The 24,065-nt window shown below is 50.0% G+C and carries 27 protein-coding genes; 10 read left to right on the forward strand and 17 right to left on the reverse strand.

The features are described from left to right. Nucleotides 1-4: 4 nt before the first annotated feature. Nucleotides 5-1,162: a glucans biosynthesis protein MdoC gene (gene mdoC, locus D9736_RS10385; protein WP_130258285.1), complete on the reverse strand. Its 1,158-nt coding sequence runs from the start codon at nt 1,160-1,162 to the stop codon at nt 5-7. Nucleotides 1,163-1,555: 393 nt separating this feature from the next. Here mdoC and mdoG point away from each other — a divergent pair, with 393 nt between their 5' ends. From mdoG to D9736_RS10400, 3 genes are all read left to right on the forward strand, one after another. Then, complete coding sequence (gene mdoG / locus D9736_RS10390; RefSeq protein WP_130258319.1) at nt 1,556-3,091, forward strand: glucans biosynthesis protein MdoG; 1,536 nt, start codon at nt 1,556-1,558, stop codon at nt 3,089-3,091. Then, the gene (gene mdoH / locus D9736_RS10395; RefSeq protein ID WP_130222068.1) at nt 3,084-5,627 is read left to right on the forward strand and encodes a glucans biosynthesis glucosyltransferase MdoH; all 2,544 of its coding nucleotides are present in this window, start codon (nt 3,084-3,086) and stop codon (nt 5,625-5,627) included. Before mdoG ends, mdoH begins: the two co-directional genes overlap by 8 nt. A 172-nt stretch (nt 5,628-5,799) precedes the next feature. Further along, entirely contained in the window at nt 5,800-6,027 is a 228-nt protein-coding gene (locus tag D9736_RS10400; RefSeq protein ID WP_130205481.1) for a YceK/YidQ family lipoprotein, read from the forward strand. Here the strand turns inward: D9736_RS10400 and D9736_RS10405 are convergent, their stop codons facing one another. The 3 genes from D9736_RS10405 to lpxL form a co-directional block, all read right to left on the reverse strand. Then, a complete protein-coding gene (locus D9736_RS10405; protein WP_130205483.1) occupies nt 6,028-6,402 on the reverse strand; it encodes a MysB family protein in 375 nt (124 codons plus the stop codon). It lies immediately after the preceding gene. Between the two features lie 82 nt (nt 6,403-6,484). Further along, nucleotides 6,485-7,711 carry a multidrug efflux MFS transporter MdtG gene (mdtG, locus tag D9736_RS10410; protein WP_130215860.1) on the reverse strand — a complete coding sequence of 409 codons (1,227 nt, stop codon included), beginning with the start codon at nt 7,709-7,711 and terminating at the stop codon, nt 6,485-6,487. Between the two features lie 171 nt (nt 7,712-7,882). Then, nucleotides 7,883-8,803, reverse strand: a complete 921-nt coding sequence (gene lpxL / locus D9736_RS10415; protein ID WP_130258286.1) for a kdo(2)-lipid IV(A) lauroyltransferase — start codon at nt 8,801-8,803, stop codon at nt 7,883-7,885. Between the two features lie 223 nt (nt 8,804-9,026). Here lpxL and D9736_RS10420 point away from each other — a divergent pair, with 223 nt between their 5' ends. Continuing rightward, nucleotides 9,027-10,079 carry a rhodanese-related sulfurtransferase gene (locus D9736_RS10420; RefSeq protein ID WP_130222911.1) on the forward strand — a complete coding sequence of 351 codons (1,053 nt, stop codon included), beginning with the start codon at nt 9,027-9,029 and terminating at the stop codon, nt 10,077-10,079. Nucleotides 10,080-10,120: 41 nt separating this feature from the next. Here the strand turns inward: D9736_RS10420 and D9736_RS10425 are convergent, their stop codons facing one another. The 10 genes from D9736_RS10425 to mdtH form a co-directional block, all read right to left on the reverse strand. Next, nucleotides 10,121-10,696, reverse strand: coding sequence for a YceI family protein (locus D9736_RS10425; RefSeq protein ID WP_064528519.1), 576 nt, complete (start codon nt 10,694-10,696; stop codon nt 10,121-10,123). A gap of 3 nt (nt 10,697-10,699) precedes the next feature. Continuing rightward, the gene (locus D9736_RS10430) at nt 10,700-11,266 is read right to left on the reverse strand and encodes a cytochrome b (RefSeq protein WP_130258287.1); all 567 of its coding nucleotides are present in this window, start codon (nt 11,264-11,266) and stop codon (nt 10,700-10,702) included. 261 nt (nt 11,267-11,527) lie between these two features. After that, nucleotides 11,528-11,641 (reverse strand): YceO family protein, encoded by a 114-nt coding sequence (locus D9736_RS10435; protein ID WP_001253741.1) that lies wholly within the window; start codon nt 11,639-11,641, stop codon nt 11,528-11,530. Between the two features lie 47 nt (nt 11,642-11,688). After that, nucleotides 11,689-12,807: an N-methyl-L-tryptophan oxidase gene (gene solA / locus D9736_RS10440; protein ID WP_130258288.1), complete on the reverse strand. Its 1,119-nt coding sequence runs from the start codon at nt 12,805-12,807 to the stop codon at nt 11,689-11,691. A gap of 114 nt (nt 12,808-12,921) precedes the next feature. After that, on the reverse strand, nt 12,922-13,176 hold the full coding sequence (gene bssS, locus D9736_RS10445; RefSeq protein ID WP_000414435.1) for a biofilm formation regulator BssS: 255 nt from the start codon (nt 13,174-13,176) through the stop codon (nt 12,922-12,924). Between the two features lie 283 nt (nt 13,177-13,459). Continuing rightward, nucleotides 13,460-13,705, reverse strand: a complete 246-nt coding sequence (gene dinI / locus D9736_RS10450; RefSeq protein ID WP_001217771.1) for a DNA damage-inducible protein I — start codon at nt 13,703-13,705, stop codon at nt 13,460-13,462. A 73-nt stretch (nt 13,706-13,778) separates the two neighbouring features. Then, nucleotides 13,779-14,825, reverse strand: a complete 1,047-nt coding sequence (gene pyrC / locus D9736_RS10455; RefSeq protein ID WP_130215868.1) for a dihydroorotase — start codon at nt 14,823-14,825, stop codon at nt 13,779-13,781. A 105-nt stretch (nt 14,826-14,930) separates the two neighbouring features. After that, nucleotides 14,931-15,491 carry a lipoprotein gene (locus D9736_RS10460; RefSeq protein WP_032183927.1) on the reverse strand — a complete coding sequence of 187 codons (561 nt, stop codon included), beginning with the start codon at nt 15,489-15,491 and terminating at the stop codon, nt 14,931-14,933. 133 nt (nt 15,492-15,624) lie between these two features. Beyond that, nucleotides 15,625-16,272, reverse strand: a complete 648-nt coding sequence (gene grxB, locus D9736_RS10465) for a glutaredoxin 2 (protein WP_064670262.1) — start codon at nt 16,270-16,272, stop codon at nt 15,625-15,627. Nucleotides 16,273-16,335: 63 nt separating this feature from the next. Continuing rightward, nucleotides 16,336-17,544 carry a multidrug efflux MFS transporter MdtH gene (mdtH, locus tag D9736_RS10470; protein WP_130215870.1) on the reverse strand — a complete coding sequence of 403 codons (1,209 nt, stop codon included), beginning with the start codon at nt 17,542-17,544 and terminating at the stop codon, nt 16,336-16,338. A gap of 235 nt (nt 17,545-17,779) precedes the next feature. Here mdtH and rimJ point away from each other — a divergent pair, with 235 nt between their 5' ends. The 4 genes from rimJ to murJ all read left to right on the forward strand — a co-directional run bounded on the left by rimJ (nt 17,780) and on the right by murJ (nt 21,592). Further along, nucleotides 17,780-18,364: a ribosomal protein S5-alanine N-acetyltransferase gene (gene rimJ, locus D9736_RS10475; protein ID WP_130205501.1), complete on the forward strand. Its 585-nt coding sequence runs from the start codon at nt 17,780-17,782 to the stop codon at nt 18,362-18,364. Between the two features lie 10 nt (nt 18,365-18,374). Further along, the gene (locus D9736_RS10480) at nt 18,375-19,022 is read left to right on the forward strand and encodes a YceH family protein (protein WP_064528533.1); all 648 of its coding nucleotides are present in this window, start codon (nt 18,375-18,377) and stop codon (nt 19,020-19,022) included. Nucleotide 19,023: 1 nt separating this feature from the next. Beyond that, nucleotides 19,024-19,947 (forward strand): Gfo/Idh/MocA family oxidoreductase, encoded by a 924-nt coding sequence (locus D9736_RS10485; RefSeq protein WP_130215874.1) that lies wholly within the window; start codon nt 19,024-19,026, stop codon nt 19,945-19,947. A 109-nt stretch (nt 19,948-20,056) separates the two neighbouring features. Next, entirely contained in the window at nt 20,057-21,592 is a 1,536-nt protein-coding gene (murJ, locus tag D9736_RS10490) for a murein biosynthesis integral membrane protein MurJ (RefSeq protein WP_130205507.1), read from the forward strand. A 39-nt stretch (nt 21,593-21,631) separates the two neighbouring features. Here murJ and flgN read toward each other — a convergent pair whose 3' ends face one another. From flgN to flgA, 3 genes are all read right to left on the reverse strand, one after another. Beyond that, nucleotides 21,632-22,048, reverse strand: coding sequence for a flagella biosynthesis chaperone FlgN (flgN, locus tag D9736_RS10495; RefSeq protein WP_130205509.1), 417 nt, complete (start codon nt 22,046-22,048; stop codon nt 21,632-21,634). Nucleotides 22,049-22,052: 4 nt separating this feature from the next. Continuing rightward, nucleotides 22,053-22,346, reverse strand: a complete 294-nt coding sequence (gene flgM / locus D9736_RS10500) for a flagellar biosynthesis anti-sigma factor FlgM (RefSeq protein WP_130258289.1) — start codon at nt 22,344-22,346, stop codon at nt 22,053-22,055. Nucleotides 22,347-22,420: 74 nt separating this feature from the next. Continuing rightward, entirely contained in the window at nt 22,421-23,080 is a 660-nt protein-coding gene (gene flgA, locus D9736_RS10505; RefSeq protein WP_130258290.1) for a flagellar basal body P-ring formation chaperone FlgA, read from the reverse strand. 153 nt (nt 23,081-23,233) lie between these two features. Between flgA and flgB the strand changes: the two genes are divergently transcribed. Beyond that, nucleotides 23,234-23,650, forward strand: a complete 417-nt coding sequence (gene flgB / locus D9736_RS10510) for a flagellar basal body rod protein FlgB (RefSeq protein ID WP_130216143.1) — start codon at nt 23,234-23,236, stop codon at nt 23,648-23,650. A gap of 3 nt (nt 23,651-23,653) precedes the next feature. Then, nucleotides 23,654-24,058 (forward strand): flagellar basal body rod protein FlgC, encoded by a 405-nt coding sequence (gene flgC / locus D9736_RS10515; protein ID WP_001196460.1) that lies wholly within the window; start codon nt 23,654-23,656, stop codon nt 24,056-24,058. Nucleotides 24,059-24,065 lie beyond the last annotated feature (7 nt).

Here is a 24,065-nt window from a genome sequence, read left to right on the forward strand (position 1 = left end):
TGGCTCAGCGGGCTGGTGCTTTATCATTCTCGCGCTTAATGGCCGGTTTTCCGGAGAACAAAAACTTCAACAACGGAATGCGTAAATGAATTTCATACAGAATTATCGCAATCCCTATCACAAATATCAGACCGCAGAGAAAACCAAGCCAATTTGAGGTGATATGCGGGGTGATGTATGCGCCGAAAAACAGCGTTAACGGGTGGTGAACCAGGTAGATAAACAGCGATGCGTTTACAAAATAGGTCACCCGCGCCGACTGAAAATTGAGCAAACGGTGACCAAAGGAGAAAACCACATTCACCATCCACAAGCCGAGTACCATCGTGATCACCGACTCGGTTTCATACATCCAGGCATCGCCGCTACCGTAACGTTGATTGAGCAAATATGCGACAAATGCCATTGCTGCAGCGAGTGTGCAACCACGAGAAGGTGTGGTAAACAAGGCTTTAAGATTAGGGAAAATAAAAGCTAATGCGCCAAGGATAAAAAACGGCATATAAAACAGCGTCTGCATGAAAATAAAATTGAACATGCCATCGCTTAAAATAGGCGGATAAACGATAAAGAGCGTTCTTCTTATTGCCGCATAGCCGATGCCGAGGCATAAGAAGATCACCGATAGTTTAGCCATTGAGAATTTTTTATTTTTGTTTTCGGAATTATCTAAATTATCTTTGATGCGCTTAAATATCCATATGCAAAGTGTCGTCATGACCACCAATACCAGTAAAAACCACAGGTGCGAAATTAACTCCCAGGCCAGTGTATTATATTTGTCATATAATGACAGGCCAGGCCAGCTTTCTGCTTTGCCTTTGACATACTGCAGCATAATGAATTGCGGCAAGGTCAGCAGAGGAATGGCCGTTAACATCGGGATCCCCACGCGTTCGACACGAACTTTCCACCATTTTTTCAATGGGTAGCGCAAAAAAAGCATGTAGGAAAAATAACCAGAAATAACGAAAAATACCTGCATGCGGAACGAGTGGATGAAATCGTTAAAAAGTGTCAGCCACCAGGATGGTTCTGCGCTATTCACATGCCAGGTGTGGCTTGAATAGATTAAAGAAATATGAAAAGGGATCCCTAACAACATCAACCAGGCGCGGATGGAGTCGAGGAAATATTCACGCTGCGCGGGTACTGGATTCATATATGATTAACTAATCTCGGATTTTTCGTCTTATCCCTGCCGGGTAATGCCTTTAGGCTTTTGCCATAACAACATCGACCTGACCGCATCTGGCACAGGCTTCACGGGTGTTTTTGCGCGGCATAGTCACTACCACTAACCAAAATGGAAGCGTCTGTAAGACTGTTGATAAATAAATTTGCTGGCAAACCCTACACGAACTCGCTGCTTCTGTCTTTAGGAGAAGCACGGAAAGTGAAAACGGCCGCAATCAAGTGCTTAATCCATGAGCCAGCATGCTGAATAACACCGGGATTCTGTTGTCGTAATGGCTGGTTATCCATTAAAATAGATCGGATCGATATAAGCACACAAAGGGGGAAGTGCTTACTTATTATGAAACATAAACTACAAATGATGAAAATGCGTTGGTTGAGTGCTGCAGTAATGTTAACCCTGTATACCTCTTCAAGCTGGGCGTTCAGCATTGACGATGTTGCAAAGCAAGCTCAATCCTTAGCCGGAAAAGGCTATGAGGCGCCTAAAAGCAACTTGCCCTCCGTTTTCCGCGACATGAAATACGCGGACTATCAGCAGATCCAGTTTAATCATGACAAAGCCTACTGGAACAATCTGAAGACCCCATTCAAGCTCGAGTTCTACCATCAGGGTATGTACTTCGACACGCCGGTCAAAATCAATGAAGTTACTGCAACGGCAGTAAAAAGAATCAAATACAGTCCGGATTATTTTACATTCGGCGATGTTCAGCATGACAAAGACACGGTAAAAGACCTTGGTTTTGCCGGTTTTAAAGTGCTTTACCCGATCAACAGCAAAGATAAAAACGATGAAATCGTCAGCATGCTCGGGGCTAGCTATTTCCGCGTGATTGGTGCAGGTCAGGTTTATGGCCTTTCTGCCCGCGGCCTGGCAATTGATACCGCGTTGCCATCCGGTGAAGAATTTCCGCGCTTTAAAGAGTTTTGGATCGAGCGTCCAAAACCGACTGATAAACGTTTAACCATTTATGCATTGCTTGACTCACCGCGGGCGACAGGCGCTTACAAGTTTGTGGTTATGCCAGGACGTGACACGGTTGTTGATGTGCAGTCTAAAATTTATCTGCGCGACAAAGTCGGCAAACTGGGTGTTGCGCCGCTAACCAGTATGTTCCTGTTCGGACCGAACCAGCCGTCTCCGGCGAATAACTATCGTCCGGAATTGCACGACTCAAACGGCTTGTCTATCCATGCCGGTAACGGCGAGTGGATCTGGCGTCCGCTGAATAACCCGAAACATCTGGCGGTTAGCAGCTTCTCTATGGAGAATCCGCAAGGGTTTGGTCTGTTACAGCGTGGCCGCAACTTCTCTCGTTTTGAAGATCTCGACGACCGTTACGATCTGCGTCCAAGCGCCTGGGTAACACCGAAAGGGGAGTGGGGTAAAGGTAGCGTTGAGTTGGTAGAAATCCCGACCAACGATGAAACTAACGATAACATCGTCGCTTACTGGACGCCGGACCAGCTGCCGGAACCGGGTAAAGAGATGAACTTTAAATACACCATCACCTTCAGCCGGGACGAAGACAAATTGCATGCGCCAGATAACGCCTGGGTACAGCAGACGCGTCGTTCAACGGGGGATGTGAAACAATCAAACCTGATTCGTCAACCTGACGGTACTATCGCCTTTGTGGTCGATTTTACTGGTGCAGAAATGAAAAAACTGCCAGCGGATACGCCAGTCACCGCACAAACCAGTATTGGCGATAATGGTGAGATTGTAGAGAGTACAGTGCGTTATAACCCGGTCACCAAAGGCTGGCGTCTGGTAATGCGCGTGAAAGTGAAAGATGCCAAGAAAACCACTGAAATGCGTGCTGCGCTGGTGAATGCCGATCAGACGTTGAGTGAAACCTGGAGCTACCAGTTACCTGCCAATGAATAAAACAACTGAGTACATTGACGCAATGCCCATCTCCGCCAGTGAGAAAGCGGCATTGCCGAAGACCGATATCCGCGCCGTTCATCAGGCGCTGGATGCCGAACACCGCACCTGGGCGCGGGAGGATGACTCCCCGCAAGGGTCGGTGAAGGCGCGTCTTGAACAAGCCTGGCCGGATTCACTGGCTGATGGGCAGTTAATTAAAGACGACGAAGGACGCGATCAGCTGCAGGCCATGCCGAAAGCAAAACGTTCCTCTATGTTTCCCGACCCGTGGCGAACTAACCCGGTAGGGCGATTCTGGGATCGTCTGCGCGGGCGCGATGTGACACCGCGCTATCTGGCTCGGTTGACTAAAGAAGAACAGGAAAGCGAGCAAAAATGGCGTACCGTCGGGACAATCCGTCGTTATATCCTGCTTATCCTGACACTGGCGCAAACCGTTGTCGCCACCTGGTACATGAAGACGATTCTTCCGTACCAGGGGTGGGCGTTTATTAATCCGGTTGATATGGTCGATCAGGATCTGTGGGTTTCCTTTATGCAGCTCCTGCCTTATATGCTGCAAACCGGCATTCTGATCCTCTTTGCTGTTCTTTTCTGCTGGGTGTCTGCCGGTTTCTGGACCGCGTTGATGGGGTTCCTGCAACTGCTCATTGGTCGCGATAAATACAGTATTTCTGCGTCGACCGTTGGCGATGAGCCGCTAAACCCGGAGCATCGTACGGCATTGATCATGCCCATCTGTAATGAAGACGTGAATCGCGTCTTTGCAGGCTTGCGCGCAACGTGGGAATCGGTAAAAGCCACCGGCAATGCTAAACACTTTGATGTCTACATTCTGAGTGATAGTTACAACCCGGATATCTGCGTCGCAGAGCAAAAAGCCTGGATGGAGCTTATCGCTGAAGTCGGCGGCGAAGGGCAGATTTTCTATCGCCGCCGCCGCCGTCGTGTAAAGCGTAAAAGCGGTAATATCGATGACTTCTGCCGTCGCTGGGGCAGTCAGTACAGCTACATGGTCGTGCTGGATGCCGATTCAGTGATGACCGGTGATTGCTTGTGCGGACTGGTGCGCCTGATGGAAGCCAACCCGAACGCCGGGATTATCCAGTCTTCGCCGAAAGCATCTGGTATGGATACGCTGTACGCGCGCTGCCAGCAGTTTGCGACCCGTGTTTATGGGCCATTGTTCACTGCCGGTCTGCACTTCTGGCAACTTGGCGAGTCGCACTATTGGGGGCATAACGCGATTATCCGCGTGAAACCCTTTATCGAGCACTGCGCGCTGGCGCCGTTGCCGGGTGAAGGCTCTTTTGCTGGTTCAATCCTGTCGCACGACTTTGTAGAAGCGGCACTGATGCGCCGTGCAGGCTGGGGAGTATGGATTGCGTACGATCTCCCAGGCTCTTATGAAGAGTTGCCACCAAACTTGCTGGACGAGCTAAAGCGTGACCGTCGCTGGTGTCACGGCAACCTGATGAACTTCCGCCTGTTCCTGGTCAAAGGGATGCACCCGGTACACCGTGCGGTGTTCCTGACGGGGGTAATGTCTTATCTCTCTGCGCCGCTGTGGTTTATGTTCCTCGCGCTCTCGACCGCATTACAGGTAGTGCATGCGTTGACCGAACCGCAATACTTCCTGCAACCACGGCAGTTGTTTCCGGTGTGGCCGCAATGGCGTCCTGAACTGGCGATTGCACTGTTTGCCTCAACAATGGTGCTACTGTTCCTGCCAAAATTGTTGAGTATTTTGCTCATCTGGTGCAAAGGGACTAAAGAGTATGGTGGCTTCTGGCGCGTCACCTTGTCGCTGCTGCTGGAAGTGCTGTTCTCCGTACTGCTGGCGCCGGTGCGCATGCTGTTTCATACGGTATTCGTGGTCAGTGCCTTCCTCGGCTGGGAGGTGGTGTGGAATTCACCGCAACGTGATGATGACTCCACTTCCTGGGGAGAAGCGTTTAAACGTCACGGTTCGCAACTGTTACTGGGTCTTGTGTGGGCGGTTGGCATGGCATGGCTGGACCTGAGATTCCTGTTCTGGCTGGCGCCGATTGTCTTCTCACTGATCCTGTCACCGTTTGTTTCGGTGATCTCCAGTCGTGCGACCGTGGGGCTGCGTGCGAAACGCTGGAAACTGTTCCTGATCCCGGAAGAGTATTCACCGCCGCAGGTGCTGGTAGATACCGATCGTTTCCTTGAGATGAACCGTCAACGTTCTCTCGACGATGGCTTTATGCACGCGGTATTTAACCCGTCGTTTAACGCCCTGGCAACGGCAATGGCGACCGCGCGTCACCGCGCCAGTAAGGTGCTGGAAATCGCCCGTGACCGCCACGTTGAACAGGCGCTGAACGAGACGCCAGAGAAGCTGAACCGCGATCGTCGTCTGGTGCTTTTGAGCGATCCGGTAACGATGGCACGTTTGCATTTCCGCGTATGGAACTCTCCGGAGAAATATTCTTCATGGGTGAGTTACTATGAAGGGATAAAGCTGAATCCACAGGCATTGCGTAACCCGGATGCGGCTTCGCAATAAAAACGTAGTTGCCTGATGCGCTACGCTTATCAGGCCTACATCGTTCCTGCAATATATTGAGTTTGCAAGATTTTGTAGGTCGGATAAGGCATTCATGCCGCATCCGGCAAAAACAACGAGCCAATAAAAATACCGGCATAATGCCGGTATTTTTTTAGGAAAGAGGTATCAAATGCGTTTCATTGTGGTAGGCATCATGGTTACCTTACTGAGTGGCTGTGGCAGCATCATTAGCCGCACTTTACCGGGGCAGGGGCATGGCAACCAATATTATCCCGGAGTGCAATGGGATGTTCGTGACTCCGCATGGCGCTATGTTACGATCCTCGATCTGCCGTTCTCCCTCGTCTTTGATACCTTACTCCTGCCCATTGATATTCAACATGGGCCATATGAGTAATTAACGCTCATCCCATTCATCGGCGGCAGCGCGTCCTTCTTCAGTATCCAGAGGCGGCTCAAGCTGAAATTCGCCTTCGTCCCATTCATGCAGCGTATTTTCATCCTGCCATTCCTGGCGGATTTCAATTTCATCATAATCGCCGTCAAAGACGCTTTGTGCAGCTTCACCGCTGAACATTGGCAGACATTCACCTTCTTCGCCTTCATCAGCAAAAAACTCAACCTGCCACATAATGTCGCCATCTTGCAGAATGTATTTCTGGACATTGAACTGTTGCACATTTGCTTCATCTGCATCGATTCCGGGGTTGTCAGCAAGAAATTCTTCCCGTGCGGCATCAATGGCTTCTTCAAGCGTTGCGTACATAGTCATCACGATTCTCCCTTTGATTTGATGATGTATTCAGGGAAAGAATAGCTGATTATGCGCTTTCGCAAGTATGAAAGGCGAAAAATCAGCCTGTCACTTGGGGCAATCGGCGGCGACGCAAACTGTTCCAGGAATAAACCGCGTTAAACAACACAACTCCTGCGGTGACCAGAAACACTGCGCGGAAACCATAGTTTGCCGAGATAGCCGCGCCCATCAATGGTCCCGTAACGTTGCCAATATCACGAAATGACTGGTTGTAGCTGAAAATTCGTCCGGCGATTTGGTTTGTTGAGTTATAGACCAGTAGCGTTTGTACTGCGGGGAGTAACGCACCATCGGCGGCCCCGAGTAAAAAGCGTAAAACCCCCAGTTGGAATGGTGTCTGGACGTAAGACATAGGGATTAACAGCAGCACAGAAAAGAGCAGCGCCGTTATCAGGATCTTCTCTGGCCCGATACGATCCCCCAGTTTGCCAAGTCGTGGCGCGCTAAGTAGCGCAGCCACGCCGGGGACCGAGGCAATCATGCCGCTGATAAAAGCAACATTACTGACATTCCCCGCCAGTTCGCGGACATAGAGTGTCAGGATTGGCGCGATTGAACCGGTGGCGACCTGGATGATTAATGTTGTGACAAACAGGCTAAGTACCAGCTTCGGGTTTTTAAGCGATGTCACGACATCCCGCATGTGCAGCATCTCTTTTTTGCTGACTGGCTGGAATTTCTCTTTGATACAAAACAGAGTGACGAAAAAGCAGAGTATTAGCACACTGGCGGTAATAAAAAATACCGGACGTAAGCCGTAGTTATCGGCAAGCAAGCCGCCAGCCATGGGGCCGAGCAGCGCGCCGCTAACCCCACCGGTAGAGAGCGTACCCAGCGCCCAGCCGCTTTTATTGCGTGGGACCTGAGTGGCGATTAGTGCGTTGGCATTAGGGACAAATCCACCGAGCAGACCCAGCAATGCTCGCAGGATCAGAAATTGCCAGATATTTTGCACTACCCCCATCAGCACCATCACGATACCCATCCCGAGGGCAGAGCGCAGGAGCATAATTTTTCGACCTTTGCGGTCAGCTAATCCTCCCCAGAACGGAGAAGCAATGGCGGAAAATAGAAAGGTAATACTGAAGACAATCCCTGACCACATATTTAGCGCCGAGTGGCCCGTAACGCCAAGTTGCTCAACGTAGAGGGGTAAGAACGGCATAACCAGACTGAAGGCGGCGCCGGTAAGAAAACAGCCAAGCCAGGCAACGAGCAGGTTTCGTTTCCAGTTTATGGGAGTGTCATTTTCACAGGGTGACATAGCAATCCGCTGTTGGTGCGCCAGGGCGCGGTGAACAAGAGAATAAAAGATAAGCACACTAATTATGCGCCTGACTTATAAGTGACGCAATGCAGAGAGCTTTTATCGCTAAATCAGGGGATTTGATGCTGAAGTGCCGGATGCGATGCTGCGCATCCGGCATAAAGAAGGTTAGTAACGTGAAGGAACGCCTTCCGGGCGCGTTTTGAAGCGGCGATGCAGCCACATGTACTGTTCTGGCGCCATCATGATGCATTTTTCGACCACTTTGTTCATCCACGCGGCGGTGGTTTCAGCGTTATCCAGAGGCGGTGAACACTCTGGCGGTAGCATGATCAACTGATAACCTTTGCCGTCCGGCTTACGACGAGGGACAAATGGCACCAGACATGCGCCGGACATTCGTGCCAACATCCAGGTGCCGCTAGTGGTTGCCGCCTGCTCAACGGCGAACAATGGCACAAAAACGCTTGAGCGCGGACCGTAATCGTGATCCGGCGCATACCAGACGACTTCACCTTTTTTAAGTGCTTTAATCATCCCTTTTAAATCTTTGCGATCGAGCATTGATTTATTCGAACGCAGGCGGCCCCAGGTTTGCAGCCAGTCGATCAATGGATTGTCATTTGGGCGATAAACCCCGATCCCCGGTTCCTGCATTCCAAATTGTCGTGCACCGAGTTCCAGCGTCAGAAAATGGATGCCAACTAACAGGATGCCACGCTTTTGCGCCTGCACGTCACGGACATGCTCCATGCCGATAACTTCCGTCCAGCGGGCAACCCGACTTTCTGGCCAGAACCATGCCATGCCGGTTTCCATCAGTCCCATGCCAACGGATTCAAAATTCTTAATCACCATCTGCTGGCGCTCTTGTTCGCTCATTTCCGGGAAGCACAGTTCCAGGTTGCGATGCACAATTTTGGCGCGTCGTTTCATAAAACGTAACGCCAGTCGTCCTGTCACACAGCCGAGGCGATAGATAATCGGGTAGGGCAATTGCACGACCAACCAAAGTACGCCAATACCCAACCAGGTTAACCAATAACGCGGATGAAGCAGTGCGGTGGAGAACTTGGGTAGATTCGTCATATCAATCCTGTCTTTCAACCTATACGGGCAATTGTATGTATTGTCGCATTTTTTCGCCCTCAACCAAAATTTGAGGCTGAAGACTGGGCGAAAATGTCGCGCATGTAAACCATTAATAATTTTTAATGCGCAAATGTAGCGTAAAATGTGTGGATGTTAATTTGCGATTATTGCTATATCATGCGCCGGATTTTACTTTCCCACCTCGCAGGAACCGTACACCATGCCAGTGTTACACAACCGAATTTCCAACGACGCACTGAAAGCCAAAATGCTGGCCGAGAGTGAACCGCGCACCACCATTTCGTTTTATAAATATTTCCATATTGCCGATCCTAAAGTGACCCGCGATGCTTTATATCAGCTATTTGCTTCGTTGAATGTTTTTGGCCGGGTCTATCTGGCTCATGAGGGGATCAACGCGCAAATTAGTGTACCAGCGAGCAACGTCGAGACATTTCGCGCACAGCTTTATGCTTTTGATCCTGCGTTAGAGGGTTTACGCCTGAATATTGCGTTGGATGATGACGGGAAATCCTTCTGGGTGCTGCGCATGAAGGTCCGCGAGCGGATTGTCGCTGACGGGATTGACGATCCTCAATTTGATGCCACTAATGTCGGGGAATACCTGCAAGCGGCGGAAGTGAATGCCATGCTTGATGATCCCGATACGCTGTTTATCGACATGCGCAACCACTATGAATATGAAGTCGGTCATTTCGAAAATGCGTTGGAAATTCCGGCTGATACCTTTCGTGAACAACTGCCGAAAGCGGTTGAGATGATGCAGACGCATAAAGATAAAAAAATCGTCATGTACTGCACTGGTGGCATTCGTTGCGAAAAGGCCAGTGCCTGGATGAAGCATAACGGCTTTAATAAAGTCTGGCATATTGAAGGCGGCATTATTGAATACGCCCGTAAGGCGCGTGAACAAGGCTTACCAGTGCGTTTTGTTGGCAAAAATTTCGTTTTTGACGAACGGATGGGCGAGCGCATCTCTGATGAAATTATTGCACATTGCCATCAGTGCGGCACGCCATGCGACAGCCATACCAACTGTAAAAATGATGGCTGTCACTTGCTGTTTATCCAGTGTCCGACGTGTGCTGAGAAATTCAAGGGGTGTTGTAGTGAGATTTGCTGCGAAGAGAGCGCATTACCGCCAGAAGAACAACGACGCCGTCGAGCCGGGCGAGAAAATGGCAATAAAATCTTCAATAAGTCGCGGGGACGCCTGAATACGACACTGGGCATACCTGATCCTGCGGAATAAACATCATTGCCGGATGCGCGTCATCCGGCAACATTTCAGCATTATTTCTGCTGTACACCTTCCACCGAAATAATCAGATCAACTTCCTGAGAGGCCGGACCTAAATCTGACTTGATATTGAAGTCTTTCAGCTTAATTTTACCTTCAGCTTCGAAGCCTGCACGTTTACCACCCCATGGGTCGTCGCCCTGACCAATCAACTTCGCTTCCAGCGTTACTGGTTTAGTTACGCCATTCAGTGTCAGATCACCTGTGATATCCAGCTCGTCACCGTCTTTTTTTACGCTAGTGGACGTAAAGGTTGCCTGCGGATATTTTGCTGTGTTGAGGAAATCCGCGCTGCGCAGATGTTTATCGCGCTCGGCATGGTTGGTATCCACGCTGGTGGTATTAATGGTGACATTGACTTTATCGGCCGCCGGATTCTTTTCATCAAACGTAAAAGTACCGTCGAAATCTTTAAAAGTGCCGTAAACCCAGCTGTAGCCCAAATGTTGAATGCGGAAATTGACAAAGGCGTGCTGGCCTTCTTTGTCAATTTTGTAATCGGCAGCGATAGCTGAACCGGCAGAGAACAACAGGGAAGCGAAGGTTAAACCAAGCAGGCTTTTTTTCATTTTTTATACTCCATAGTCAGATGACGACTTTCCCAGCATGCGCTTCAGGGTGTCGTCTTTATCGATGAAATGATGTTTCAGCGCCATAAATCCGTGCATAACTGACAGGACGACGACACTCCAGGCAAACCAGAAATGTAGAGCTCCTGCTAAGTCAGCTTGCGTGCCTGCGTCGGCAAGCGTTGCGGGTATTTCAAACCAACCAAAGATGCTGATGGGTTTGCCATCGGCGGTCGAAATAAGGTAGCCGCTCAAGCCAATAGCAAAGAGCAAAAGATAAAGTGCCAGATGGCCTGCTTTCGCTCCGTAACGTATACCGGGGGAATAGCTTTTCAGTGGGCCAGGCGGAGGAGAAATTAAACGCCAGAGAACGCGAATAACCAGCCCCATCATTAATAGAATACCGATGCTTTTATGCAACTCTGGCGCCTTATGATACCAACGGTCGTAATAACTTAACGTTACCATCCACAAACCTAAAGCAAACATGCCATAGACAGTAATTGCCGTTAGCCAATGTAAAGCGGCAGAAATAACACCATAGCGTTGAGGGGAATTTATGAATTGCATAACTGCATCCAGAACATATTCACGAGGTAATGAAAATGGCCTGTCACGAGATGAATTGCAACTTAAAAACAACAATCCGAATGATATTTATTTTTATTTCAATAATTTTGATTTAATAATGAAAGAATCTTCATAAGTTTAGTGGTTCCAGGCTGAGGGATGTCTGGTGAATGCTGTTGCGACTGGAATAAGCTTATTCAAATTTTCACGCCAAATGAAAGGGAAATTAAATTTTTGTCAGTTTGTGTCAGCGCCTGGCGATTAAAAATAAAACACATAGATCAGATCCATAATCGCCAATACCCCCCAGAGAAAAAGATAAAGCATGAGATGTTCGCGAATATTATTGATGAGATAGTTCACCAGGCGACGCATTAAAAGCTCCTGTAAAAACGGCCTCAACTTGGAGGCCGTGAAGATGATTATTGGAAGCGGGAAAGCCGGAATGGCGTTAAATCAAAATCGATTTTTTTGTCTTGCGCAAAGTCAGCGGCTATTTCCCCTAATACCGAAGCAAATTTAAAACCATGCCCACTCAGGCCGGTAATCAGTAGCGTATTAGCGTGTCCTGGTAGGGTATCGATAATAAAATCTTCGTCAGGCGAATTATCATAGGTGCAAGCCGCGCCATACAGGCAGCAGCCGATACCTGGCAACACACTACGTAAGAATGGGAAAGCTTCGGAACCGTCACTGTCAATTTCCGCAAACGGAACACGTTCATCCGCTGAATGAATGACCTGACCACCGTTATGTTTCCCAATCTTCAGAGCATCGTTTTCCGCCGGAAAACCGTAGTATTGATCGCCATTGGGCAATTCACCGGTAAAGGCCGGGAATTTATTTTTCACGCTATAGCGGCCATCGGCCTGATACCAGGCGAATACTTTACGTACGGGCTGGATGGGCAGTTCTGGTAGCAGCTCTTTTACCCAGGTACCCGCACAGACGATCGCTTTCTTCGCCTGGTACTCGCCGTCCGCCGTTTCAATAGTTACGCCGTTATCATCATGACGAATTGCGGTGACCGGACAGTTAAACAGTTGCGCGCAGCCAGCTTCATTCGCCAGTTTGATCCAGGTTTTAATCGCCAGTTCGCTGCGTAAAAAACCGGAATCGGCCTCAAACAAGCCGATGTAATTGTCAGGGACGCGTATTTCCGGCCAGCGAGCCATAATTGTCTGTGCATCCAGTTTTTCGACGTTGAGTTGCCATTGTTCCGCGCTGTGGGCGACATTGGCGAGAAATTCGGAGTCGGCAGGGCCGAGGTTGATGACGCCGGAGCGCACAAAAACGGGGTCTTCTTCGTTGTGACGGGAGAGTTCATCCCACAGGGTTTGCGCACGGAGTACTAGCGGGACATACTTTTCGCCTTCGCCATAAGCATGACGAATTAATCGCGTATCTCCATGGTGACTGCCGTGTTGATGTGGCGGCATATGGCTGTCGGTCATCAGCACTTTCAAACCGGCCTGGGTGGCATAATACCCGGCTGCAGCGCCTACGGAACCGCTGCCAATAATGATGAGATCGTATTTCATTTTTTTCTCTCTGCTCTCATGGTTTAAGCAGAGTAAATAAGTAACAAACGATATACAACCCAGAAATGGTAAAGGCACCGTTAAGGTGCCTTTTGGGTGGATGGTCATGTCATGTTAATGACGACGATACTCATTGACATGGAAATCACCAGATTCAATTTTGGCGATTCCTGCTTCTAATATCGAAATAAATTGTCTGGCAACATCAGTAGTTAACCAGAGTGTCTGACCAACTTCAGTCCCTTCCTGCTCGGACTTATTTGGGGTCTGGTAGTGCAAACGCAACATCAGCGCATCATAACTATCAACGGTGCTGATGTCCCACCCTACGAGCGGATGAGTCTGAATGACTTCATTGTTTTTTTCCATCATGGCCCCCTAATTCGTGTTACTAGACAACGTTATTCGAGGTTCAATGCGTTTTTATCTGAAGCAACTTCAGTATATCAATAAATATGGCTATTCACCGAAATTTTAAAGGGGTAGTGAGATATTTTTTTGCTTTTAAGATTTATATGAACAATAAAACAGCATGTCATTCATATTTTTTTAGCATATTGTGCAATTATTTTGAGGAAGTGTAAAATTTGTACGAACAATCTTAAAATATAAAAAAGCCGGGGCGACCCGGCAAAACAAACATCACTGCATATTATTCGCTAACAAACCAGTCATCGGCGCTTTCCCACGTTTCTTGTAGAATTTCGCTAATGCGCTGTTTATCTTCTTTTGTTGCGCCAATAACCGATAAATTATTTGCCGCAGCATATCGTACCGATACGTGACCTTCATTGTCCGGAAACGCATACTGAATGCGACGAGAAAGTTCACCCGCCAGAGCGTCAATGGCCCCAGTGGGTAGTGGAGAAGTTTTCGCTATGGTGACTTCAATTCGCATAATAGCCCCCTGTTGAATATACTGGTTATTTATACAGGTAAAATAACCTAATGACAACAGGAAGCTACGATTTTTATTGTTTAACGGACCAGCGTACCGTTTCCCCGGCGAGGAATGGCACCAGTGTGTCATCAGTCAGTGCGATGCTTTCAGCAACCTGTTGCTCTTCACGTACCAGTTCGATGAATGTGTCGTTGACCGGTAATCCATAGAATTTCGGCCCGTTTAAAGAACAGAATGCTTCAAAATGCTGTAGTGCATTCATCTCTTCAAATACGGTTGCATAGCTACCCAGTGCCGATGGCGCATTAAAGCAACCTGCACAGCCGCAGCTACTCTCTTTACGATGACGAGCATGAGGCGCGGAATCGGTACCCAGAAAAACGCGATCAAAACCACTGGCGACCAGCTCACGCAGCGCCTGTTGGTGAATATTGCGTTTGAGGATCGGCAGACAGTAGAGATGCGGACGCACACCGCCAACCAGCATATGGTTACGGTTAAACATCAGATGCTGGGGAGTAATGGTGGCAGCCAATAGTTCATTTCCGTCACGGACATAGTCGGCAGCGTCTTTGGTGGTGATGTGCTCAAAAACGACTTTCAGCGCGGTCAGGCGCTGGCGTAGCGGCTCCATGACCGTCTCAATAAAGCGCGCTTCACGGTCAAAAATGTCGATGTCAGCATGGGTCACTTCACCATGCACCAGCAGCGGCATGCCGATTTTTTCCATGCGCTCAAGTACTGGCATGATAGCGTCAACCGACGTCACACCGTGGCTGGAGTTGGTGGTGGCGTTCGCAGGGTAAAGTTTTGCGGCGGTGAACACGCCTTCGTTAAATCCACGCTCCAGCTCATTGGGGTCCAGTGAATCTGTTAAATAACAGGTCATCAGCGGGGTGAAATCGTGTCCGTCCGGTACGGCGTCAAGGATACGTTGGCGATAAGCCACAGCAGCCTCAACTGTTGTTACAGGCGGTGCCAGATTGGGCATAACGATGGCCCGACCATAGGTTTCGCTGGTATACGGCACGACAGTTTTTAACATGTCGCCATCGCGGAGGTGAAGGTGCCAGTCGTCTGGGCGGCGGATCTTTAATACCTGGGATGGTGCAGTCATTAATTTCTATGCTCCGGCTGAAGGGATGTTTTTGCCGGACACAAAGGATAAGCGGAAACGTTTTCCTTTGCACGAAAAATAAAGGGCGCAAATACGCCCTCGTAATTAATCAGTGAACGGAATGACTATTTCACCTGGTTTCACTTCAATGCCTTTTGCCAGTTTTTTAGCCATTGCTTCGCCTTTGCTGCCATCTTCGCGCAGGACGTAAGCCGGCTGCTGGTTAAAGTAATTGCGTAATGCCTGATTCAAATAGGGAAGTAACGTTTGCATCACGGTTTGCATTTTTTCCGGCTGCACGGTCGCGTCGACCACTTCCATCTCTTTCAGGAAGATGGCGCCTTTCTCTTTATCAAACACAGGCAGCGCTTTCAGCTTCAGTTTCATGGTTGCTTTTTGGCTACCGAACAGAGAGTTCATATCCAGATTGGCGTCCCCGGTTAGGGTAACCTTATTAGGTTCTTCACGACCAATTTGGCTGGTCAGGTTTGTCAGAACTATATGGGCGTCAGCCACGCCGGGCAAACCGATATCTTTTGAGAAATTATTATGTTTCGCAAGCGACTGGTTAATCTCTTGTTCGGTGATGGTGTATTGGGTGAGTTGATTACAGCCAACGAGCAGGCCACTGACGATTAATGCAGCGGCAAATAAAAACTTGTTCATGGTAGTCCTCGACATGAAATCTGCGTCAATATCCTGACACAACGCAGCATGTGTCACCAGCGATAAACTCGCCAGCAGAAAAAACTGAAAACAGCGGCAACCCGCGAATACAGGCTGCCGCGGCAGGCCAGGATTAAATCGCCATTGATGATAGCAAATTGATTTGCGTCTGTTTGGCCATGTTATCGCGGTAATCAGCGACGCGGCTTGGCCAGTTTATTCCTGCAACCAGCGTCAGATTACGCAGCAGCGGAAAAAGTTGAATGTCATCTTCCGAAAGCTCGCCATTCACGGCGTTTGGCTTGACGATGAGTTTATCCAGTGCACGTAAATCATCGCTGATATTTTTAATTAACCCATCAGAATGAGAGAGAAGCTCGGCAAAATTACCCGCGCTGGCCTCTTTCTTGTCGATGAAGTATTTGCGTGCGGCGGGAGTAGAAAACTCATCAAAAGCCGATTTGGCAAAACGCGGCAACAGCAGTTTATTGGCATAGCCGTTGACCTTGCGCAGCCACTCTTCAATGGCAGGGGAGCGTTTACCCGTCAGTAACGGTTTGCCGTCGAGCTTATCAACATAGTGAACAATGTCCATGCTTTCTGGCATATAGCGGCTGTCATCTTTTTGCAGAATGGGAACCTGTTTTTGACCGACCATCCGGGTGGGTGTTTCTGCATCGTCGTTGAGCAGAACGTGTAATTCGACGGGGATATTTTTCAGGCCGAAAATCATGCGGGCTTTGAGGCAGTAAGGGCAGTGATCGTAAATATATAGCTTCACGTGACTCCTCCATTTGGCTGTCAGTTCACTTTCAGTATGGAGGAGTCAGGGGGGAGTATCAAATCAGGCGTCGTGTTCCAGCAACCGACGCGCGGCACGTTTATGGCTAAATTGCCAGCCCAACGCAAGGAAGGTGATGATGCCAATAACGCCCAACATCATCCACGGCAACTCCGGTTGTTGCGTGGATTTACCCAGGTCAAACAGCCAGCCGCCGCCGATATAGCCAATAGCGCCGCCTATTGCCAGGCCCAGCCGACTAAATCCCATATAACTGCCGCGCGCTCGTGCATCCGCTAACGAGGCGCTAAGAGTTTCACGCGCAGGTTCGGCAATGATCGAGCCAATATAAAACAGACAAATCAGGGTGAAAAGTTGTTGCAGGCCGCTGACCATGCCCACGGGTATCATGCTTAATGACATCACCAGTAGCCCCGCCATCAACCGGTGTTCCAGACGAAAACGCTTTTCGCTCCAGCGGGCGATAGGGTAGAGCAACGTTAACGACAGACACGCTTCGATGGCATACATCCATTTAACGGCAGAGGGCGCTCCGGCAACGTCGTTGACCATAATCGGCAGCATCAACATCACCTGCACAGCCAGCATGTAGTAGCCCGCGAGTGTCAGGACATAGGTGACAAAACGTTTATCGCGCATCACGCGGGTCATGCCTTCGCGGACTGGCGTGCGCACGGTAGAGAGTTTCCATGCGGGCAACAGCCAGGCGTTAAACGCTGCACACAATACAAACAGAATTGCCCCCGTGGCGCAGACCAGGCGAAAATCGTATTGCAATAACCAACTCCCCAACAGCGCGCCAATGACCGCACCGGCACTGTCCTGCATCATCAACAGGGAGAAAAAACGGCCCCGTTGTTCCGGACGAATTAATTTCACCACCAGCGCCGAACGCGGCGGATCAAATAACGTACCGCCAAGGCCCGAGAGCAAACAAGAAAACCACAGCATCCAGGGCTCATGGGCGATGCCCATGGTGGCGAATCCGGCGGCGCGCATCAGCATACCGGTAACGATCATCGGTTTAGCGCCAAAACGGTCGGCAATAGCACCGCCGAAAATGCCTAATCCTTGCTGAATGAACTGACGCAGACCGAGGGCAATACCGACCATTACGGCGGCCCAGCCCATTTGATCAACGAAGCGGATAGAGATCAGCGGGAAGACAACAAAGAACCCCAGCACGACCAGCATATTATCGACGAGAAGGAAATATTTACCCAGGTTCCTCGCCTGCGACACGCGCGACATTTCCCCTCCCGGGAAATAAAAGATGAGCACTTTCTATTCTGCATTGCTGCTAAGATTTTTCCCATCATATCGGGGACAATATTTTTTTATCAAAACGTCGCTTTGATAGAGAATTTTTATCCAATATGTGAATAATGCAGAAAATGGCATTTTGGACTTTTCACAGGCTCTGGTTGCGCAGGTATAGTAATACTTACAGCGTATTAAAGACGTTACGGGAAGGAGTAGGTATAGAATGTTTGGCTATCGCAGTAACGTGCCAAAAGTGCGCTTAACCACCGACCGACTGGTCGTGCGTCTGGTGCATGAACGTGATGCCTGGCGACTGGCGGATTATTACGCAGAGAATCGCCATTTCCTGAAGCCCTGGGAGCCGGTGCGCGATGAAAGCCACTGCTATCCTTCAGGCTGGCAGGCCAGGTTAAGCATGATTAACGAATTTCATAAACAGGGCTCAGCCTTTTACTTTGGATTATTTGATCCAGATGAGAAAGAGATTATTGGCGTAGCCAATTTTTCCAATGTGGTACGCGGCTCTTTTCACGCCTGTTATCTCGGTTATTCGATCGGACAAAAATGGCAGGGTAAAGGACTGATGTTTGAAGCTCTGACCGCCGCCATTCGCTATATGCAACGTACCCAACATATTCATCGCATTATGGCCAACTATATGCCGCACAATAAACGCAGCGGTGATTTGCTGGCGCGGTTGGGGTTTGAAAAAGAAGGCTATGCGAAAGATTATTTGTTGATTGATGGAAAATGGCGCGATCACGTACTGACGGCATTAACCACCCCGGACTGGACGCCCGGCCGCTAAGGAGAATTTCATGAAGTATCAACTTACCGCACTGGAAGCCCGTGTGATTGGCTGTTTGCTGGAAAAACAGGTGACGACGCCGGAGCAATACCCGCTTTCCGTGAATGGCGTGGTAACGGCCTGTAACCAGAAAACAAACCGTGAACCGGTAATGAATCTGAGCGAATCCGAGGTACAGGAGCAACTGGATAATCTGGTAAAACGCCATTATCTGCGCACGGTGAGTGGCTTTGGTAATCGAGTCACCAAATATGAACAGCGTTTCTGCAACTCTGAGTTTGGTGACCTGAAACTTAGCGCCGCAGAAGTCGCATTAATTACCACCTTGTTGTTGCGCGGTGCTCAGACGCCAGGTGAACTGCGCAGTCGCGCGGCGCGGATGTATGAATTCAGCGATATGACGGAAGTAGAAACGACGCTGGAACAACTGGCTAATCGCGAAGATGGGCCTTTTGTCGTTCGTCTGGCTCGCGAACCGGGTAAACGCGAAAGCCGCTATATGCATCTTTTCAGTGGCGAGGTGGATGATCAGCCTGTGCTTACGGAAACGTCGGACGCGGTTGGCGGTGATTTACAATCCCGCGTCGAAGCCCTGGAAATCGAGGTGGCAGAACTGAAACAGCGTCTTGATTCGTTGCTGGCCCATCTGGGAGATTAACGTGAAAAAATTACGTATCGGCGTAGTGGGTTTAGGCGGCATCGCGCAAAAAGCGTGGCTGCCAGTGCTGGCAGCGGCGTCTGACTGGACGCTACAAGGGGCGTGGTCGCCAACGCGTGAGAAAGCCATCTCAATTTGTGAAAGCTGGCGCATTCCTTACGCCGATTCGTTATCTAACCTTGCCGCCAGTTGCGATGCGGTATTTGTCCACTCCAGCACCGCCAGTCATTTTGAGGTGGTCAGTGCGTTATTAAATGCTGGTGTACATGTCTGTGTCGATAAACCGCTGGCGGAAAATCTGCGCGATGCCGAGCGACTGGTGGAACTCGCAGCGCGCAAAAAACTGACATTGATGGTCGGCTTTAACCGCCGTTTCGCGCCGCTGTACTGTGAGTTAAAAACCCAGCTTGCCAGCGCGTCCTCGCTAAGAATGGATAAACATCGTACCAATAGCGTCGGGCCACACGATCTTTATTTCACCTTGCTGGATGATTATCTGCATGTGGTTGATACCGCGCTGTGGTTGTCTGGCGGCAATGCAACTCTCGAAAGCGGTACGTTGCTGACCAATGAGTCTGGCGAAATGCTGTTTGCCGAGCACCATTTTTCGGCAGGTCAGTTACAAATCACCACCTGTATGCATCGTCGTGCCGGAAGTCAGCGTGAAGCGGTGCTGGCAGTGACTGAAGGGGCATTAATCGACATCACCGATATGCGTGAATGGCGTGAGGAGCGTGGTCAGGGCGTGGTGCATAAACCGATTCCTGGCTGGCAAAGTACCCTCGAGCAGCGTGGATTTGTCGGTTGCGCGCGCCATTTCATTGAATGCGTGCAAAATCAGACAGTTCCGCAAACCGCGGGTGAACAGGCGGTGCTGGCGCAGCGCATCGTTGATAAGATCTGGCGCGATGCGATGAGTGAATAAACCCTGTAACATCTGGCGGTAGTAATTCACCATAATCCAGGTAGACTATTCGCCTCTTTCAGCGCCTGCCTTGCAGGCGTTTTGCCCGTGGGTCTGGATTAGAACACCGATGAATTTATTAAAATCGCTGGCCGCCGTCAGCTCGATGACCATGTTTTCGCGAGTGCTTGGCTTCGCACGCGACGCTATTGTCGCCAGAATATTTGGCGCAGGGATGGCAACCGACGCCTTTTTTGTCGCGTTCAAACTTCCTAACTTGTTACGCCGTATCTTTGCTGAAGGGGCATTCTCCCAGGCTTTCGTGCCGATTCTGGCGGAATATAAAAGCAAGCAGGGCGAAGACGCCACGCGGGTCTTTGTCTCCTATGTCTCTGGCCTGCTGACACTGGCGCTGGCGGTTGTGACGGTTGCCGGTATGCTCGCCGCGCCGTGGGTGATCATGGTGACCGCGCCGGGCTTTGCGGATACTGCCGACAAATTCGCACTTACCAGCCAGTTATTACAGATTACTTTTCCTTATATCTTATTGATTTCACTGGCATCGCTGGTGGGGGCAATTCTGAATACCTGGAACCGTTTCTCGATTCCGGCATTTGCCCCAACGTTACTCAACATCAGCATGATTGGCTTTGCGCTGTTTGCAGCGCCGTACTTTAATCCACCAGTGCTGGCGCTGGCGTGGGCAGTTACGGTGGGCGGCATCCTGCAACTGGTTTATCAGCTACCGCATCTGAAGAAGATTGGTATGTTGGTATTGCCGCGCATTAACTTCCACGATGCCGGGGCGATGCGCGTAGTGAAACAGATGGGGCCGGCGATTCTTGGCGTCTCTGTTAGCCAGATTTCCTTAATCATCAACACTATTTTTGCCTCATTTCTTGCCTCCGGCTCGGTGTCATGGATGTATTATGCCGACCGTTTGATGGAGTTTCCGTCCGGTGTACTGGGCGTGGCGCTGGGGACCATTTTGCTGCCGTCGTTGTCGAAAAGTTTTGCCAGCGGTAATCACGATGAATACAACCGTCTGATGGACTGGGGGCTGCGTCTTTGTTTCCTGCTGGCGCTGCCAAGTGCGGTGGCGCTGGGCATCCTCTCCGGTCCGTTAACTGTTTCGCTGTTCCAGTACGGTAAATTTACCGCCTTTGATGCGTTGATGACCCAGCGGGCGTTAATTGCCTACTCGGTAGGTTTGATTGGCCTGATTGTGGTGAAAGTGCTGGCTCCGGGCTTTTATTCACGGCAGGATATTAAAACGCCGGTGAAAATTGCCATCGTCACGCTGATTTTGACGCAATTGATGAACCTTGCATTTATCGGCCCGTTGAAACATGCCGGACTGTCGCTTTCCATTGGTCTGGCGGCGTGTCTGAATGCTTCGCTGCTTTACTGGCAGTTGCGTAAGCAGAAAATCTTTACTCCACAACCCGGCTGGACTGCGTTTCTGCTGCGTTTACTCGTGGCGGTTCTGGTGATGTCTGGTGTGCTTTTAGGCATGTTGCATATTATGCCGGACTGGTCGTTAGGCACTATGCCCTGGCGTTTACTGCGTTTGATGGCGGTCGTTGTTGCGGGAATTGCAGCGTACTTTGCCGCACTGGCCGTGTTGGGCTTCAAAGTAAAAGAATTTGCTCGTCGCACTGCTTAACGTAGAATTCCGGCCTGCATCGCAGGCCGGAGAAAATCTTCAAATAGAAATCTTTTTACCACCGCGCCAGGGTGTTGAGGTCTGACCGTTCGCCCCGTACAGTGTTGGCTCCTGATGCGGTTTCAGCATTTCCAGTGCCTGTTGATTGCGCTCAATCTGCCCTTCCAGTAGCCAGCCGTTATGCTGATTTAACTGGCGCAATTGCTGCGTTTTCTCGGTGATTTCCTGCCAGCATTGCGCAATATCTTCACTTATTTCTGTATCCGGTGCCTGTCGACGCAACTGTTCCAGGTAATCCAGAGTCGCCAGCATTGAGCTTTTTTGTTCTGTAATATGTTGCAACTGGCTACCGGTGAACTGCCCCATAGAGAGATGTTGCTGCTCCTGGACCATCACTATATTAAGCTCGTTAAGCACCACAGACATCTGGTTGAGAATCTCAGCAAGACGCGGCATCTGATTATTTACTCATTAAATCTTGTTGCACTTCGTTGATCAGCGCATCGGCAATTTTGCCGACATCCATTTTTAGTTCACCATTACGAATCGCCAATTTTAATGCTTCAACGCGTTCAAGATTGATATCACTGCTGCCCGGTTGCATCAGTGTTGCCTGCGCATCGCTTAACTTGACGTTAGTACTGGCGGTAGCCGTCGTTTTTGCTGCGCGGTTATTGGCTACCGGAGCGTCACTGGTTTCACGTGGCTGAACGGTGCTTACAGGCTTCAGGGGGGAAGTGCGGTCAATACTCATGGTTTATTCCTCATTGAGGGCGCTTTATCATTTGTTGCTTATTTATCGGCAATGGACGGGCAATCTTTAATAGCTTACAGGTTTATAAGAATATTCCCATCGGCATCCACTACGCCACTGACTACCTGACCCGATATCATTCTCACGCGGGCTTTTTGCGCGACGGAAGCGTTATTCAGCGCCAGACCTTCAGCATTTGCACTGAACCCATCGCCACTGGCAATCACGTTAACGCGTTGTCCTGCTTTTACCCGCCAGGCCTGACGCAGCATAGTCAGCTGTATAGGTTGTCCGGGGACCAAATCGCGCAGGCTAACCGCATCAACCAGTTGATTAGCATCCAGAACGGTACGCGGCGGTAGTGTATCCAGTCTGCCGCGTTTAAGTTTTACACTGCCTGCGTCAAGCTTTCCCCCACGCACAACCGGCATTGCTGCAACAACATAATTCCCTGTCGCCTGTACATTCACTTGCACGTAATGCTTATCGTTGCCACAACGTGCCAGCACATTCACATTGCCCCACAGGCGGGCGTTATTAGTCATGGAAAGCAGCGGCTGTTCGCATGGCGGCAATAAATTGGGAGCAGTACGAATAGAGACGTTGACCTCATCACTTAGCCCTGCCAGTTGTGCAACGAAAAAGGTTTGCAATTGTGAGGGAAAATCGCCAGCCGCACTAAGTGGACTGAACAACATCGAGATGATCGCCACACAGCGCATTATTGTCAGCATTTTTGCCCCCGGCCATTTTCACAGCCTGAATTGTACCCGTACGCAATGACCATCAACGGCATAAATAGCAACCCATTTTGCTTTTATTCCGCCGATAACGCGCGCGTAAAGCCTTTAAGCTGACGGCAGAATTTTGATATCTGCGGAGGAGATATGCTCGATAAGCTCGACGCCGCCTTACGTTTTCAACAAGAGGCACTCAATCTGCGCGCCCAGCGTCAGGAAGTGCTGGCGGCAAATATCGCCAATGCCGATACCCCTGGTTATCAGGCGCGCGATATGGATTTTGCCAGTGAACTTAAAAAAGTGATGCAGCGCGGGAGAGATGAAACCAGCGTGGTCGCGCTGACGTTGACCTCGTCGCAGCATATTCCAGCACAGGCGTTGTCACCTCCTGCCACAGAATTGCAATACCGTATTCCGGACCAGCCTTCACTGGACGGCAATACCGTGGATATGGATCGCGAACGCACCCAGTTTGCCGATAACAGCCTGCAATACCAGATGAGCCTTAGCGCGTTGAGCGGACAAATCAAAGGCATGATGAACGTATTACAAAGCGGAAATTAACGGATGGCACTGCTGAATATTTTTGATATCGCCGGATCGGCGTTAACCGCTCAGTCTCAGCGTCTGAACGTGGCTGCCAGCAACCTGGCCAACGCCGACAGCGTGACGGGGCCAGATGGTCAGCCGTATCGGGCAAAACAGGTGGTGTTCCAGGTGAACGCCGCGCCAGGGGCAGCGACGGGCGGAGTCAAAGTGGCTGACGTGATTGAAAGCCAGGCCCCGGACAAACTGGTCTATGAACCGGGTAATCCGCTGGCGGACGCGAAGGGCTACGTGAAAATGCCAAACGTCGATGTGGTAGGCGAGATGGTTAACACCATGTCGGCGTCGCGCAGCTATCAGGCCAACGTTGAAGTACTCAATACGGTGAAAAGCATGATGCTGAAAACCCTCACGCTCGGTCAATAAAGGAGAA

Source organism: Escherichia sp. E10V10 (assembly GCF_004211985.1).
Taxonomy (GTDB): Bacteria; Pseudomonadota; Gammaproteobacteria; order Enterobacterales; family Enterobacteriaceae; genus Escherichia.